At 63.9% G+C, this 15,080-nt stretch carries 16 protein-coding genes; 6 read left to right on the top strand and 10 right to left on the bottom strand.

Annotation, left to right across the window (positions count from 1 at the left end; genetic code table 11):
- The first annotated feature begins 315 nt into the window (after nt 1-315).
- Nucleotides 316-1,632 (top strand): ATP-binding protein, encoded by a 1,317-nt coding sequence (locus V9L17_RS20170; protein WP_337348719.1) that lies wholly within the window; start codon nt 316-318, stop codon nt 1,630-1,632.
- Between the two features lie 67 nt (nt 1,633-1,699).
- Nucleotides 1,700-2,944: a low temperature requirement protein A gene (locus V9L17_RS20165; protein ID WP_337352654.1), complete on the top strand. Its 1,245-nt coding sequence runs from the start codon at nt 1,700-1,702 to the stop codon at nt 2,942-2,944.
- On the opposite strand, the gene V9L17_RS20160 is transcribed toward V9L17_RS20165, so the two are convergent.
- Both V9L17_RS20160 and gluQRS read right to left on the bottom strand, forming a co-directional pair.
- A complete protein-coding gene (locus tag V9L17_RS20160) occupies nt 2,941-3,624 on the bottom strand; it encodes a phosphohydrolase (RefSeq protein WP_337352653.1) in 684 nt (227 codons plus the stop codon). The two genes, V9L17_RS20165 and V9L17_RS20160, sit on opposite strands and share 4 nt — an antisense overlap.
- Before the next feature lie 38 nt (nt 3,625-3,662).
- On the bottom strand, nt 3,663-4,562 hold the full coding sequence (gene gluQRS, locus V9L17_RS20155) for a tRNA glutamyl-Q(34) synthetase GluQRS (protein WP_337352652.1): 900 nt from the start codon (nt 4,560-4,562) through the stop codon (nt 3,663-3,665).
- 326 nt (nt 4,563-4,888) lie between these two features.
- Here gluQRS and V9L17_RS20150 point away from each other — a divergent pair, with 326 nt between their 5' ends.
- The 3 genes from V9L17_RS20150 to V9L17_RS20140 all read left to right on the top strand — a co-directional run bounded on the left by V9L17_RS20150 (nt 4,889) and on the right by V9L17_RS20140 (nt 7,592).
- Nucleotides 4,889-5,347: an Lrp/AsnC family transcriptional regulator gene (locus V9L17_RS20150; protein ID WP_337348721.1), complete on the top strand. Its 459-nt coding sequence runs from the start codon at nt 4,889-4,891 to the stop codon at nt 5,345-5,347.
- Nucleotides 5,348-5,454: 107 nt separating this feature from the next.
- Entirely contained in the window at nt 5,455-6,942 is a 1,488-nt protein-coding gene (locus V9L17_RS20145) for a WXG100 family type VII secretion target (protein WP_337352651.1), read from the top strand.
- Nucleotides 6,943-7,079: 137 nt separating this feature from the next.
- Complete coding sequence (locus tag V9L17_RS20140) at nt 7,080-7,592, top strand: hypothetical protein (protein WP_337352650.1); 513 nt, start codon at nt 7,080-7,082, stop codon at nt 7,590-7,592.
- Here the strand turns inward: V9L17_RS20140 and V9L17_RS20135 are convergent.
- Nucleotides 7,589-8,044, bottom strand: a complete 456-nt coding sequence (locus V9L17_RS20135; protein WP_082979127.1) for an Lrp/AsnC family transcriptional regulator — start codon at nt 8,042-8,044, stop codon at nt 7,589-7,591. The genes V9L17_RS20140 and V9L17_RS20135 overlap by 4 nt on opposite strands.
- Nucleotides 8,045-8,148: 104 nt before the next feature.
- Between V9L17_RS20135 and V9L17_RS20130 the strand changes: the two genes are divergently transcribed.
- Nucleotides 8,149-8,790 (top strand): LysE family translocator, encoded by a 642-nt coding sequence (locus tag V9L17_RS20130; protein ID WP_337352649.1) that lies wholly within the window; start codon nt 8,149-8,151, stop codon nt 8,788-8,790.
- 3 nt (nt 8,791-8,793) lie between these two features.
- Here V9L17_RS20130 and V9L17_RS20125 read toward each other — a convergent pair whose 3' ends face one another.
- From V9L17_RS20125 to V9L17_RS20095, 7 genes are all read right to left on the bottom strand, one after another.
- Nucleotides 8,794-9,153: a nuclear transport factor 2 family protein gene (locus V9L17_RS20125; RefSeq protein WP_337352648.1), complete on the bottom strand. Its 360-nt coding sequence runs from the start codon at nt 9,151-9,153 to the stop codon at nt 8,794-8,796.
- 54 nt (nt 9,154-9,207) lie between these two features.
- Nucleotides 9,208-10,173, bottom strand: coding sequence for a hypothetical protein (locus V9L17_RS20120; protein WP_337348711.1), 966 nt, complete (start codon nt 10,171-10,173; stop codon nt 9,208-9,210).
- Nucleotides 10,174-10,231: 58 nt separating this feature from the next.
- Entirely contained in the window at nt 10,232-10,735 is a 504-nt protein-coding gene (locus V9L17_RS20115) for a DUF456 domain-containing protein (protein ID WP_337352647.1), read from the bottom strand.
- Between the two features lie 64 nt (nt 10,736-10,799).
- Nucleotides 10,800-11,111 carry a hypothetical protein gene (locus V9L17_RS20110; protein ID WP_337348709.1) on the bottom strand — a complete coding sequence of 104 codons (312 nt, stop codon included), beginning with the start codon at nt 11,109-11,111 and terminating at the stop codon, nt 10,800-10,802.
- Between the two features lie 409 nt (nt 11,112-11,520).
- Nucleotides 11,521-12,720 carry an NAD(P)-dependent malic enzyme gene (locus V9L17_RS20105; protein ID WP_337352646.1) on the bottom strand — a complete coding sequence of 400 codons (1,200 nt, stop codon included), beginning with the start codon at nt 12,718-12,720 and terminating at the stop codon, nt 11,521-11,523.
- Between the two features lie 290 nt (nt 12,721-13,010).
- Nucleotides 13,011-13,616, bottom strand: a complete 606-nt coding sequence (locus V9L17_RS20100) for a TetR/AcrR family transcriptional regulator (RefSeq protein WP_337348707.1) — start codon at nt 13,614-13,616, stop codon at nt 13,011-13,013.
- Nucleotides 13,617-13,719: 103 nt separating this feature from the next.
- Entirely contained in the window at nt 13,720-15,006 is a 1,287-nt protein-coding gene (locus V9L17_RS20095; protein WP_337352645.1) for an MFS transporter, read from the bottom strand.
- Nucleotides 15,007-15,080: the final 74 nt, after the last annotated feature.

Genomic DNA, 15,080 nt, shown 5'->3' with positions numbered 1-15,080 from the left:
GCCTGCCGCAACCGCATCCGCGAAATCGCCGAAACCCGCGACGGCTTCACCGGCACCGCCCCCGTCATCGCCAACCCTCCGGCGGCCACCTTCAAAAAGTAGCGCTCCGCCAGCCAGCTGGCAGTAACGTTCGACGGCGGCACCTGGGCTCTGTACACACACGGAACCCGGGTGCCGCCGTCGTACTCCCGTCATGCAACGCTCCCGCAACCCCGCCGAAGGGGCGGATCGCCTATGCTCAGCAGAGCGCGTCAAAACGCGGCTCTATAAGGCTTCAACGAGCAGTTCAACGACGAACCACCCGGGAGACACGGCATGACCAACTGGCGGATCAGGGATTTCCACTCGGCGGACCTGGACGGGATCCTTCACCTTTGGGAAACCCTCAAGGCCAACAACGTGGAACCGGTCTACGCGCTCTCTGAGGTATTGGCCTCGTGCGAAAAGGACCACGCGGTAGTGGCTGTCCTGGGAGACATGGTGGTGGGCGCCGCCGTCGGACGTGCCGCACACGACCAAGGATGGATCGTTTTCCTGGCCACCCTGCCGGAATACCGGGGCCGCGGGATCGGCACTTCGCTGCTCGCCGCCGTCGAAAACCGGATGGCCCCACACGGCCTCAACAAACTGTCGGCATTGATGCCGGAATCCGAGACCCGAGTGGAGGCGTTCCTCAGCCGCGGCTTCGCCTTGAAGAAGAACCTCCGCTACTTCGAGCGGACCATCCCCGTCCAGCGCCAGGAACTGGGAGCGCTGGGCCAGCTTGGCGGCCGCATCCTCGCCCGTGACCTCTGGGAGAACGTTGCCGGCATGCGGAACGAGAAGGAACTCCTCGAACGGCGCCTTGTCCTTCCCCTGGCTGAGGCCGACCTCGCCGACGAATACGGCGTGGTGCCGCCGCGCGCCGTGGTGCTCTTTGGTCCTCCCGGGACCGGCAAGACCACGTTTGCGAAGGCGATCGCGTCGCGGCTGGAATGGCCGTTCGTGGAGGTATTCCCCTCCCGGCTGGCCTCCGATCCCAAGGGACTCGCCGGCGCCCTTCGCGAGACGTTCCTTGAGATCGCCGAGCTGGAGCATTGCGTGGTGTTCATCGACGAGGTGGAAGAGATCGCTTCCCAGCGGTCCGGTGAACCGCCGTCGCCGCTCCAGGGTGTCACGAACGAGCTCCTGAAAATCATTCCCGCGTTCCGCGAACAGCCCGGCCGACTGCTGGTGTGCGCCACGAACTTCATCCGGGCGTTGGACACGGCATTCCTGCGCCATGGCCGGTTCGACTACGTCATCCCGATCGGCCTGCCGGACCGCCAGGCCCGCGAAGCGATGTGGCAGCGTTTCATTCCCGCCACCGTTGTTGACGACGTGGACGTGGAGCTCCTGGTGGAGCGGACCGAGGGTTTCTCTCCTGCGGACATTGAGTATGCCGCCCGCAGCGCCTCCCAGCGGGCGCTGGAAAAGGCAGTGTACGACGACGGTGGCGCGGCTTCCGGCGGCAGTGGTTCCGTTCGCGAGGCGGTCCGGAAGGGCCCTTCCACGCAGGACTACCTGGACGCCATCGGCGAGACGAGGACCACCGTCAGCGCGGAGGTCCACCAGGACTTCCTGGAGGACATCGACGCCCTGGGCCGGGTGTAGCCCGCGCAAGGCCGGTAGCCACAACGCCAGTGGAGCCAGCTACTGCGCTGGCGGTAATCTTTGACCCATGTCCTCCTCGAACCCGCTTCGGCACGCCTTCTCCCGCATGGGCGGCCGGGATCCCCATGAAAAGCATCGTTCGGCCACCCCGCTGGAACTCTTCTTCGACCTGACGTTCGTCATTGCCTTCGGAGTGGCCGGCAGCCAGTTCGCGCATGAGATCGCGGAAGCGCATTTCGGCGCCGGGCTGCTGGGATTCTCCTTTGCGATGTTCGCGGTGATCTGGGCGTGGATCAACTTCACATGGTTCGCGAGCGCCTACGACACCGACGACTGGGTGTTCCGGGTGGTCACCATGGTCCAGCTTCTCGGCGTGCTGATTCTGGCCATGGGCATCGAGCCCATGTTCCATTCGCTCGTCGAGGGCAAGCATGTGGACAACGCAGTGATGGTAGGCGGCTACGTGATCATGCGCCTGGCCCTGGTCTTCCAGTGGCTGCGTGCAGCACGGCAGGATCCCGCACGCCGCCAGACCTGCCAGCGCTACGCCACGTATCTTGGCGTGGTGCAGCTGGGCTGGATCGCGGTACTCATCATTGAAGCGGACATCCTGACGACGTTCCTCGTGGCTGCGCCGCTGTTTATCTTGGAAATGGTCGCGCCCTACGCAGCGGAGCGCGGCATGCGTACCCCCTGGCACGCCCACCACATCGCCGAACGCTACGGGCTCCTCGCCATCATTGCCCTTGGCGAATGCCTGATCGGGGCGATCGAAACCCTCCGCGCCATCGTTGCCAACCACGGCTGGAGCGTCGATGCGGCCCTTGTGGGCTTCGGCGGCACGGCCCTGGCCTTCAGCATGTGGTGGATCTATTTCATCCTGCCCGCTGGTCCGGCCCTGCACCACCAGCGGCACCGCTCATTCTTCTTCGGCTACGGGCACATGCCCCTTTTCGCGGCCATCGCCGCAACTGGCGCCGGGCTGCATGTGGCGGCGTACTACGTCGACCACGAGGCCCACATCAGCGCTGCGGTGGCCGTGGCCAGCATCGCCATACCTGTGGCGCTGTTCAAACTCTCCTTGACTTGGCTCTTCAGCGTCATGATCTGCGCAGACCGCACCGTCATTGCCGTGGCGGTTGGCGTCGTGGTGGCGCTGGCCGGCAGCGTGGGACTCGCCGCCGCAGGGGTCTCGGTGCCCGTTTGCCTGCTGGTGATTGTGCTGGCTTTGGGCGTGTCGATTGTCATTGACGAGAAGCACGGCACCGAACGAATGAACGCAGCGCAGGAGCGGATGAAAGCAGGAGCCTAAGAGGCCCCGTCCGTCCGGCTGTCCGCCGTTTCAGGGGCGTGGACAGGCTCAGCCGACTGCGCAGACTCGGCCCCCGGGGCGTCGTCGTAAGCCAGGTTCTCGTAGTCGGTGTCGTCTTCGTCGTCCAGCCTCTCGTCCAGCTCCTCGAGCAGCCAGGGATTTACCCTCGCAAGGATCTTCCGGACTTCCTCCACCTCGACGGCGGCATAAAGTACCGGACGGGCATCCCGGTACTTAGTGACAGGCGGCTTGTCCGGCCACTTCTCCGCAAGCGCCTTGACGCGCTCAGGCAATGAGTTGTGGGCGTTGTCAGCGATCTTGACCAAGGCGGCGTCGTGGTCTTCGGCGATTTCCCGGATTCCGGAGGCGTAGTCGTCCGGATTCTCATGGAGCCGGTTGGTGACCCGTTCAATGATTCCCACGGCACGTTCGGAGACGCCCATGTCCAGCAGGGCCTGCCTGGTGATGGGCGTGTCCTCTGCAATGTCGTGCAGGTACCCGGCGATCCGGATGTCATCGTCGAAGTCTTCCAGCGCATCCCCCACCGCGATCACGTGGTCGCGGTACGGCCGCTTCAGCTTGTCCTTTTGGCGGTTGTGGGCCACCTCGGCCAGTACCTTGGCGGTCTCAACAGTGAATCTGGGCGCGGGGCTGTGCTCCGTGGAGTGCTGGTCTGACATCCCCCAAGCCTACGCGTGCCTGCAAATGAAGGTTCCCCTCAGGACAAGCTGCCTGGTCCTGGGTCCGGCCAGATCCAAGCATCTCGCGGGAGGCTGTCCGCCCGGAACGCTGCCAGCGCCTGGTCCAACGTTCCCGCTGGCAGGCCGAGCGACTGCAGCAGGTTGTCCCGGACGTCTTCAACGGACACGCCCGCGCGTGCGAGGTCGCCCAAGGTGACTGCGCCATCGCGCTTGGCCAGCCGCGCGCCGTCGGAATTCACCACCAACGGAACATGGGCATATTCCGGAATCGGAATATGCAAGAGGGACCCAAGGTATGCCTGGCGAGGCGTGGACGGCAGCAGATCATCGCCCCGGACCACCTGGTCGACGCCCTGCGCTGCGTCATCCACCACGACAGCCAGGTTGTATGCCGTCACGCCGTCGTTGCGGCGCAGGACAAAATCGTCCACCACGCCCGTGAATTCTCCATGCAGGACATCGTTGACGGTGTACTCCGTCACCGCGGAACGCAGGCGAAGTGCAGCCGGCCGCATGGACCTCTTGAACTCCAGTTCTGCGGGATCGAGGTTGCGGCACGTTCCCGGATAGGCGCCCTGCGGCGCGTGGGGAGCGGACGGCGCCTCTTGGATCTCCCGGCGCGTGCAGAAACACTCATAGGTCCGGCCGAGCTCCGTCAGCCGGCGTATGGCGTCGTTGTAGACCTCACCACGGTCCGTCTGGTGTACCACCGCGCCGTCCCAGGTAACGCCGATCGCCGCAAGGTCCCTGAGTTGCTCCGCCTCCGCTCCGGCCCGGGCGCGGTCAAGGTCCTCCACCCGGAGCAGGAAATCCCGCCCCGTGGATCGGGCAAACAGCCATGCGAGCATGGCGGTTCGGAGGTTGCCCACGTGCAATTCACCCGAAGGACTGGGGGCAAAGCGGCCGGCAGGGGTCATGGTTCAACCCTAGTCCGGGCACACACAAGAGCCCCTCAGCTACCGATGACTTCGGAGATCCGACGTCGGGAGCTCAGGGGCTCTTGCCGTGTTTGCTTCAATGACCGTGGTGTGAACAAGTGTCAATCAGCGGCGGCCTCCTTGCGGGAAGCGTGTCCAGTGTCCGGGTGGTGTGCCGGGGAGCCTGTAGCCTGCGGGGTTCGGCGGTAGCCTCTGTCCTTGTTGCCACAATTTGAACAGAAGCCATACAGTTGGCACAACCGGCACTGTGTTTGTTGATCAGTCTGACTAATACCTGCCGCCAGGACCGACAGGAAGTGATCAGATTGCAGGAATTGGACGCCACCGACAAGCGCATTCTCAGCGCCCTTGACGAGGACCCACGCGTTCCCATCATGGTGCTGGCCCAACGGCTTCGGCTGGCGCGCGGTACGGTGCAGTCGCGCCTGGAGCGGATGTCGGCGTCGGGCGCGCTCCGTCCCAACAGCAGCCGCGTACTCCCCTCCGCATTAGGCCGGGGAGTGGCGGCAGCAGTCAGCGCGGAACTGGATCAAAGCCACCTCAATGAAGCCATCGCGGCGCTCCGGGAAATCCCCGAAGTCCTGGAGTGCCACGCACCGGCCGGCGACACCGATCTACTGATCCGTGTGGTGGCCACCAGCCCGGACGATCTCTACCGGGTCTCAGAGGAAATCCGGCTGTGCCCCGGAATTGTGCGCACATCCACGAGCATGTTCCTGCGTGAGGTCATCCCTTACCGGACCACCGGATTGCTCAAGGACTGAGTTTCGATTCCGCGGGGCCTGCACGCAGCCCAAACGGGGACCTCTCCCCATCGCCCCGCCAGCCCCATCGCAGCTAGGCTGGCACGGGAATCCATTCAGGGGGAAACATGGCGGGGAACTTTTACGGCGGTGACGTGGCCCAGATGCGGCAGCTCGCCAAGGACCTGGCAGGCGGCGCGAACAGGTTAAGCCTGCTCGGTTCGCAGCTCAGCAGCGTCATCAGCACCGGCGCCTGGAAAGGGCACGACGGCGAACGCTTCCGGAGCGACTGGACGTCGTCGCACATGAAGCTGCTGAAGTCCGCAACGGCGGGCCTGGAGCAGGCATCAAAGATCCTGCTCGCCAACGCCGACGAGCAGGAGAAGGCCAGTAACAGCGGGGGCACTGGTTCCGGCGGCAACGGCCCAGGGGGCAGCGGTTCAGCGGAAGGCGCCGCCCAGGATCTCACGGACCGCCTAACCGGCATGACTCCCGAGGAACGCGCCGAATATCTCGGCAGTGACGAATTCAGGCAGTGGGCCCTGAACAACCCTGAGGGCGCCAAAGCCGCCATGGACGCCGCGGCCGACTCGGGCCTGATCGAGAAGAACTCCGAGGAATACGCGGATTTCCTCAGCTCCTACTGGAACAACCAGGCCATGCTGGACATGGGCATAGACCCCTCCAGCTGGGACACGTCCAAGGGCACGGAACATAACTGGGAGACCATCAAGAAGGTCTACGACTTCTACGGCCAGGCCTATTTATCCAACCCGGACCTGCAGTGGGCCGGGATGGCCAACATGATCGGCCCGTCCTTCGCGGGCGGCTTCAAGGACATGGCGATGCTGCGCGACCTCGCCCAGCAGATCGCGGACAATCCGGCCTCGGACGTTCCGCTCCCCATCCTGGACCAGATCGAACAGCTCGCCGGGATGACCGATGAGGAGATCCGTTACTACGAGACCAGCATGCTGGACATGAACAAGGAGATCTTCCTCGACCAGGCGCGGCAGCACCAGGCCTACATGGACGGCGGCATCGAGGAAATCAACAGGCTACGGGACTCGGGTGCCATTGACGCCGGTACCACCGAGGAGTGGGCCAAGATCGATTCCGGCGATCCGGACCTTGTCCAGGAGGGCAACACAGCCCTCCTTTACCGCGAACAGAACGAGATCATTGCGGACGACTACGACAACATGCGCAACCACCCCGGCGGAGAGGCCGTGACTTACCTGGTGACCCTGGCCGGTGAGCCCTCCATTCCCGGCGCGAAGAGCTACCCGGAGGTCTTCCCTTACACCTTCAGTGTGGAGAGCCCCGGCCCGGAAAACGTGCCCTTCACCAACTGGGACAACCCCACGCAGTTCCGCACTGACTTCACCACCGGCTTCCCCGACGGGAACATTTCCAACGCCGACCAGCGCTGGGAACTCATCCGGCAGGACACCCTTCCGGCATACCAGGACCTCCTGGCGAGTGACCCCGCGCGTGCCGAGCAGATCATCGCCTCCGACTTCAACGACCGTGTGGACCAGTACAGGCCAATCAACAACATCCCCGGCATCATGGACCGCTTTGTGGATGGTTTCGACGCCGAGGTGCACCAGTGAGTCTCCCGCGCATATCCGTACGCCCGCCCCTGAGGCGGCAGGCCGCCGTCGTACTTCTTGCACTTTCCGCTTGCCTCGGTCTGGCCGGCTGCCAGATGACCGGCACCCCCACCGAACCGACCTCTCAAGGGAGCACCATGAGCACCTCCGAATTCTCCACCCTCGATGCGGCTGGAGTGGCCGCCATCCGCGAATCCAGGACAGCGAGGCTGGACATGAGCTCGGGACGGCTGGAAAAGGCTGCCGTACGGGTCACCGAAGACAGCTATGGGCCCGAGATCAACACCCGGGACTCGGGAAAAATCAAGCTCACCATCGTTGCCCCAAGCGGCGAGATCAGTGGGGAAACAGACCGGATCCGCTTGAACACCACCGAGAAGCGGCCGGACTTCAGCGAACTCACCTACTTCCTGACCGCGGACTCCCCCGACGAGTACTTTGAGCTCATCCGGGACGGAGTGGAACGGTACGGGATCGACGCCGACTCCGCAGAACGCTGGATAGCCGGCGCCCAGCGGGAACCGGAACGGAAAAGCGATTTTTCCATCACATCCGGCACCTCCACGGGCCTGGACGTCAACTATGATCTCCGGTATGACGGAACGAAGGACACGCAGGTGATCATCGTCCACGTCAGGCCGGCAGCCTAAACGGGCGGGCCTGCGTTGGACTTCAGGTTCTTCATCACCAGCGTGGACGTCAGCCGCTCAACACCCGGCAACGATGTGAGCTCGGCGTCGTAAAAGCGCTGGTACGCCGGCAGGTCCTCGGCGATGACTTTCAGCAGGTAGTCCGGGGAACCGAAGAGCCGTTGCGCCTCCACAATATTGGGGTTATCCGCCACCCGGTTCTCGAAGATCTCCATGGTGGGACGGTCCACCTGGCGCAGCGTCACAAACACAATCGCTTCGAACCCCAGCCCCACGGCGGCCGGATCAATGTCCGCTTTGTAGCCACGAATGACTCCCGAGGACTCCAGATCGCGCAGCCGCCGGTGGCAGGGCGCAACAGTCAGGCCTACCTTTGCGGCGAGGGCTGTGGCAGTCATGCGGCCGTCCTCTTTGAGGTGGCGCAAAATATTCCTGTCAATGTGGTCTATCACGCAACAATCTTACCGAAACGGCGGTTCCTTGTGAGAAAACAGGGAGCACTTATGGCACCAAAGTTCATAGGGTTTGTCCTGTAGCCATCTGACAGGAGCAAACCGTGAACGCCCAGCTGTTTTTCGCCTTTATTGTGGTGGCCGCCGCCCTCGCCTGTACCCCTGGCGTGGACTGGGCGTACTCCATCACCGCGGGCCTGCGGCAGCGGAGCTTCGTGCCGGCGGTGGCAGGGCTCTGCGGCGGCTACGTCCTGCACACCATCCTGATGGTGGCTGGCCTGGCGGCCCTGCTGGCCGGAATGCCAGGCGTTCTCACCTGGATCACAGTGGCCGGAGCAGGCTACCTTCTGTGGCTCGGCATCAGCACGCTCCGGTCCTGGCGCGGGGCCTCCTTTGGCGCGGCAGACGCCGCCGGGCTTCCCACTGCCAACCAGCTGCGAACGTTCCTCCAGGGCATGGGTACCAGCGGCATCAACCCCAAAGGCCTGCTCTTTTACGTGGCCCTGGTGCCGCAGTTCGTCAGCCCCGAAGCGTCCTTGCCGGTGCCCGTGCAGTCCGGGCTGCTGGGCCTGACGTTTGTGGTGCTCGCCGGCATTGTCTACACCTGCGTGGCACTCCTGGCCCGGAAACTCCTGCAGTCCCGCCCTGGTGCAGCACGGAAAGTGACCCTTGCCAGCGGTGTGATCATGGTTGCCCTGGGCGTGTTGCTCCTGTCCGAGCAGTTGGTTCCACTGTTCATCTCCTGACGGCTACGGCCGCCGCTCCATGAACCACTCCGTAAATTCTGAAGCCCGCCCGTCGGGAGCCAGCCGGATGACCCATAGGTTGTCATAGCTGGGCCGGTCACCCAGGTAGTGGGTAAAGCCCTGCACAAAAGCGAGATCGCCGTCTGTACCCAATAATGACCACTCGAACGTCCACTCCTCCGGTTCATCGCGGGCAGCCAGCCACCGGTCCACGATCTGCTCACGCCCGCGCCAAGGATCCTTGTCGTGCGGCCGGGTGGCGTACACCGCCTCTTCAGTGAACAGCGCACGGATGTCCTCTGGCTCGTTGGTGGTCCACGCTCTGATGTACTTTTCCATCCAGGACCGGACTGCGTCACTCATTTCTCCGTTGTACTCCCGAGCGGACCGCCCCACAAGGCTGCCACAGCGAACGGCTTACTCGCCGTCGAGCTTCTCCCACTCCTGTTCCCACAGCCGCCGCTCCTCGACGTCCTTGCGTATGACTTCGAAGGTTTCGAGCTCCGCAGGCCTGCCGCGCAGCCAATCCCGAGGGTTGAGCGACTTCCGGCCGTTGTCCAGCAGCAGGAAGGCACGGTCCGTCAGGGCGTCGTTACGCAACATCATGTCCGTCTTCCGGCGGCGAAGGACCTCCCGAAGGGTTTCCTCGGACTTTGCCCGGGCGCCCAGCCGCCGCAGCGAGCGGGCGCGTAGCAGCAGCAACGCAGCGGACAGATCATCAGAGTTCAGCAATCCCTCCGTCCAGATCACCACCTGCTTGTCCCGGCCCAAGGCAAACGCCGCCGAACAGCGCGCCAGGGCCGCAGGCAGCGAGGGCGGCAGTTGCGCAGCTGTGTGAAGTGCGGCTTCCAGCTGACCCATTTCCCGCAGGCAGTGCGCGAGTGCCAGGAACACTGCCTCTTCGCTGAACAACACGGGGACCTCGACGCGTTCGGCCACCTCTACCCGGGTGACCACGCGCGTGAGGTAGACGGAGGCATACTGGTTGGCGTCGTCGTGGTTCCTGATGGCGAGCCCCCGCTGCAGGAGCTCTGCCGCCCGCAAATACCCGCCGTGCTTATACGCCAGCAGTCCGGCCATGATGTAGCAGAGCCCGGCCCAGCCAGGATAGGCGCGGGCCAAAGCGATGAGCCGATCAGGTTGGCGTGCACTGAAAATTGCCTCGTGGACGGCCTTGACCGTTTTTCCGGACAGCATCTTGAGCCTCGGAATATTGCCATCCACGGAGAGGAACGCCTGGTTCCGGCCGCCGAGGACGCTGTGCAAAATTCCGCCCACTCCATCGGCCAATTCACGGACAGCCGTGCGCAACTGGACCGGACCAAACGGCGTGAGGTCCCGGGTGTCCCGGTAGATCGGTGTTAGAGCATCCCCCGCGGTCATTTCTCCATGCTAGCCGCGCGGCACCGCGCGCCGGGAAACAGGGAGGGGCCGGAAGTGCTTAGGAGGTGGCCGCGGACACCCAAAGCCCAATCACCCAGGTGCTCGCCGCCAGGCAGGCCAGCCCAAACTCCACCAGCATCCCCAGCCCGGTAGCCTTCAACGCCGCCCAGCTGGTGGTTGTTGCCGTGCCAAGATCCCGGGTGCGGAGCAGTTCGCTGAGCAACAGGCCGGCGGCGAAGCCCACAAACAAGCCCACTACAGGAATGACAAACATGCCCGCGACGCCGGCCACGAGCCCGATGACCACACTCCTGCTGGGGATGCGGTGTTCCCTGAGCTTCCGGCCGGTCAGCACGGCGCTTGCCGCCATCCCGGCCAGCACAAAGACCACCCCCACGCCGAAAACCACCCAGCCCGCGGCGCCGGCCCCGCCCCAGATTGCCCACGCCAGGAGGCTCAGTCCGATTAGGATGCTGCCAGGGAGGACCGGGATGATGGTGCCGGCCACGCCCACCAGGATCGCCAGGCCGCACAGGATGGTCACCACGGTTTCGGAGTTCATGTTCCTCAGTTTAGGGCGGCAAAAGGGGCACACGCCGCCGGCGTGTGCCCCTTTTGGTTACAGGCTAGCTTTCGTAGCCGCCGTCGCCGTACCAGACAGAGTAGTGCGAAACACCCTTGCCCGATGTGGTGGTCACCGTCACTGTTTCCCGGCCCGGGTCAAACGTGAAGTACTCCACTGTGGTGCCCGACTTGAGGCAAACCTGGGTGATCAGTTGGCCCTCGGGAGCCTCAAGCGTGATGCTCGCGCCCTCCGAATTGACATCGATCTTGCCGGAGTCCCCTGCAGGACACAGATTGGGGACGGCCTGGGCGGGCATGGCCCCGCCGAGCAACACCAATGCTGCCACCGAACCCGCAGCTAGTAGTTTCTTCATGTCCATTCTCCTTCTCGCGTTATCTATGAGAACGGCCCCGTACCTTGCCCCAGCGCTATAGTCAGGGTCCGGTTAAGCCGGGCTACGGGCTCTTCACAGTCGCGATCCGAGGGATCCGGATCATGGGTTGTGAATTTCTACTCCTTTTCGTCCACTGCCCAGCAGCAACAAACCGCACCCCCAAAAGCGGTGGGCGAAAGCCTGTTTGCTGGTCCAAGGCTAGACAAAATCACACCTCGCACGCCCGAGTAATTAGTACTCGACTTGTGAGTACACGAATACTTGTTCCGATACGCGTCAACTTGAGTCGCTTACTTGTCTTTGCACTTAACTTAACGCGAAACGGCGGTACCTCCCAGGTATGGGAGGTACCGCCGTCGGGCGTTGATGCAGCTTCCGGCTGCGGAGACTACTCCGCTTCCACGGCCGCAGCGACGGCGGCCGTCACTGCCGGTGCTACGCGCGGGTCCAGCGGGCTGGGCACGATGTAGTCAGCGGACAGTTCGGCTTCCGCCAGTTCCGCGATGGCGCGCGCGGCAGCGAGCTTCATGGCGGGCGTGATCCGGCGGGCGCGGGCGTCGAGCGCGCCGCGGAAGATCCCCGGGAATGCGAGCACGTTGTTGATCTGGTTGGGGAAATCGCTGCGACCGGTGGCCACCACTGCGGCATACTTGGCAGCTACCTCGGGCAGGACTTCGGGGTCCGGGTTGGAAAGGGCGAACACGATGGAGTTGGAGTTCATCAGCTTCAGGTGTTCCTCGTCCAGCTTCGAGGATGAGACACCAACGAACACGTCGGCGTTGAGCAGCGCGTCGCCTGGGCCGCCGGTGACGGCGCGGGGGTTGCTGCGCTGGGCCACCTGGGCCTTCTTACTGGCAGGATCGGCGGCGATGTCTGCGCGTTCCTTGTTGAGGACACCCTTGGAGTCGAGCAGGACCACGTCCTGGATGCCGGCGGTGAGGAAGATTTCTGCGACGGCGATGCCGGCCGCACCTGCGCCGGAGACCACCACGCGGAGGCTTTCGAGTTTGCGGCCGGTCACCTTGGCTGCGTTGGTCAACGCGGCGAGGGCCACCACCGCGGTGCCGTGCTGGTCATCGTGCATCACCGGGCAGTCCAGCGCCTCGATGAGCTTTTCCTCCAGCTCGAAGCAGCGGGGTGCGGAGATGTCCTCGAGGTTGACGGCGCCGAAGCTGGGGCGCAGCCGGACCAGGGTCTCCACGATCTCGTCCACGTCGGTGGTGTTCAGGACCAGGGGGATGGAATCGAGGTCGCCGAACGTCTTGAACAGCGCGGACTTGCCCTCCATGACCGGCAGGGAAGCGCTGGCGCCGATGTTGCCAAGGCCCAGCACCGCGGTGCCGTCGCTGACCACTACCACCAGGCGTTGGGCCCAGGTCAGGGTCTTGGCGAGTTCCGGATTGTTGTGGATGGCGCGGCTTACTTCCGCCACGCCGGGCGTATAGGCGATCGAGAGGTCGCGCTTATTGGACAGCGGAACGGTGCTGGTGATCGAGAGCTTGCCGCCCTGGTGGGCGTCAAAGATCTCCGCTTCGGTCAGGGCCGTTGCTGCGGAATTGTCAGTGGGTGCGATTGCGTCAATGGACACGTCTTTGTCTCCTGGGGCTAGCCGTGGGCGCACGGCGCAGAAAGGCTCAAGCACATGGAGGCTCAAGATGGTGGATTCGGCGCTTCGCGGGCCCAGGGGTGGCGGGCCCGGGGTGAAGTCCTTGCAGGTGCGGGTTTCCAGCCACTCCGGTTCTGCAATGGTAAACAGGCTTAATGGGTGAAAAAGGCCGCCGGGCGCCCGTCTTGGGCTGAAAAATCGATTATTCGGAACGTTTTGTGAGCCGGATCACGCGAATAAGGCTGATTTAAGGGCCTAATGGTCTAGACCGGTTACGCCGATTTATGCACTGGGTAGTCCTCAGAGGAGGCCGGAACCAGCAATGAGCACGCCTTTTTGAGGTCTTCCTCCGCCTCAAAGAGGGACAAACGCCGGTTCCGGACAGACTGGACCAGACCAGTGACCGTTAGCAACACAACCCTGGCTGTGATGTCGTTACTGGCGGCAGCGACGGCGTCCTGGCTCAGGGTGTCGATTTCCCGCAGCAGCACCGTGGTGTCCCGATCCTTGAGGTACACGCCACGGGCGAGGCACTGTTCCACCGCCGGCTGCATCACCCGCATGTGGAAGATCTCCATCACCACTCCGGACAGGGCACGCCCGCGGAAGCGGGCCGAAGCGCCGCGGGTCCCTGTCTGCAGTTCATCCAGCTGGTGGCGGTACAGGGCGAGCATCAGGTGGGTGGGAGACGGAAAATACCGGTAGAGCGTGCCGAGGGGAACGTCTGCCTTTGCTGCAACCTCGGACAGTTCCACCGAGTCCAGCCCTTTGCGGGCGAACCCTCCGGCTGCTTCCAGGATCCTGGCGTAACGCAGTTTCTGGCGTGGGGCAGTAGGCCTCGCGGCCATGGGCGGATGGTCTGAAATGGTCTGGGGCATCAGGATTCCGGGGTTGTGTTCTTATGGTGCAGCAGCAGGGAGCGTCCCCATTCCGTGCCGCCTGCAGTCCGGTTCAACTATACGGCACGTGTTTATGGCCCTATCAGTCCACGCTCTTGATTTTGACCACGAAAACCGCACCGAGCAGGCCGATCACGGCGGCCGTGATGAACAACGTAAGGTACCCGCCAAAATAGGTCACGGCGAGGAATGCGAGGGCTGGCGCGAACACCTGCGGAAGTGAGTTCGCGACATTGATGATGCCCATGTCCTTGCCCCTGTCCGCGGCAAGGGGAAGGACCTGCGTCAGCAGGGCAAAATCGACGGCAAGGTATGCGCCGAACCCGACACCCAGGATGCCGGCCCCCACGAGGGCGCCGTTCCAGACCGGGAAGAATGCCATTGTTAGTCCCGCGGCGGCAATGATGGCGGAGGACCCGATCACGAACGGCTTCCGCCGGCCAAGCCGGTCGCTCCACGGGCCTGCCACCACAGCAGTGATCATCACCATTACCGCGTAAATGCCAGTCAGGGTCAGGACCCCCAGGGCCGGGTCCTCATGTTTGAGGACGTCCCGGAGGAAAAAGAGCAGGTACACAATGGTCATCTGGTTGCAGACGTTGACCAGGAAGCGCGTGAGCCACGCCCAGGCAAAGTCCGGGTAGCGGACAGGGCTGATCCAGAAGCTTCGGACGAACTCACCGAGCCGGAACGGAACGCGCTCCGCTTTTGGCAAGGGCGGGTCGTTGCGGTGGAACAGGTACGGCAGGATGGACACGATCAGCGCTCCGGCGCATAGGGCGTACCCCACCATGTAGTTGCCGCTGACGACGGCGCCAAAAACCGCGCCGATCAGGATTCCCACCGTCTGGCCCATGGCAGCCAGCCCGCCCACGCCGCCACGCTGAAGCACGGGAACCCGGTCCGGGACAGCAGCGGTGATGGCAGCGTAAGCCGCATTGGCTCCCAACTGCACCAGGCACCAGAACAGCACCATCAGGGCCACTGTGACGGCGCCCGACAGGGCAAGGAGCGCCGCGGTGGCCAGAATCGCACCCGCCAGGACCCACGGCGACCGGCGGCCGAAGCGCGAGGTGGTGCGGTCAGACAACGCCCCAAACAAAGGATTGGCCACCAGGGATACGGCAGCACCACAACCGGTCACGAGCGACAAAATCGCTTCCTTGTTGGCCTCGTCGATGCCGATGGCCTGCTGTCCGATAAAGACGTTGATCGGCCCAAAGAAGGCGGCGTTAATACCAACGTTGACCAGCACCAACCCGGTGACCCAGCGGGCGGTGACTTTCGTAGTCGGCTCGGCGAGGGCCGCCGTCGTGCCGTCCGCTGCAGGGCCGGGATCCGGCGGTGCGGGTGTGTTGGACAGGCTCATGGCTGGTTCCCCCTGGAACGGTTGGTGATTCTGAAAATCAGACTATCGTGGGCATCATCGTCCCGCTTGTCATA

Origin of the sequence: Pseudarthrobacter sp. CCNWLW207 (assembly GCF_037203945.1) — a bacterium.
Taxonomy (GTDB): domain Bacteria; phylum Actinomycetota; class Actinomycetes; order Actinomycetales; family Micrococcaceae; genus Arthrobacter.
The sequence above is the reverse complement of the archived record's forward strand: the minus strand, read 5'-3'. Positions and strand labels throughout refer to the sequence as shown.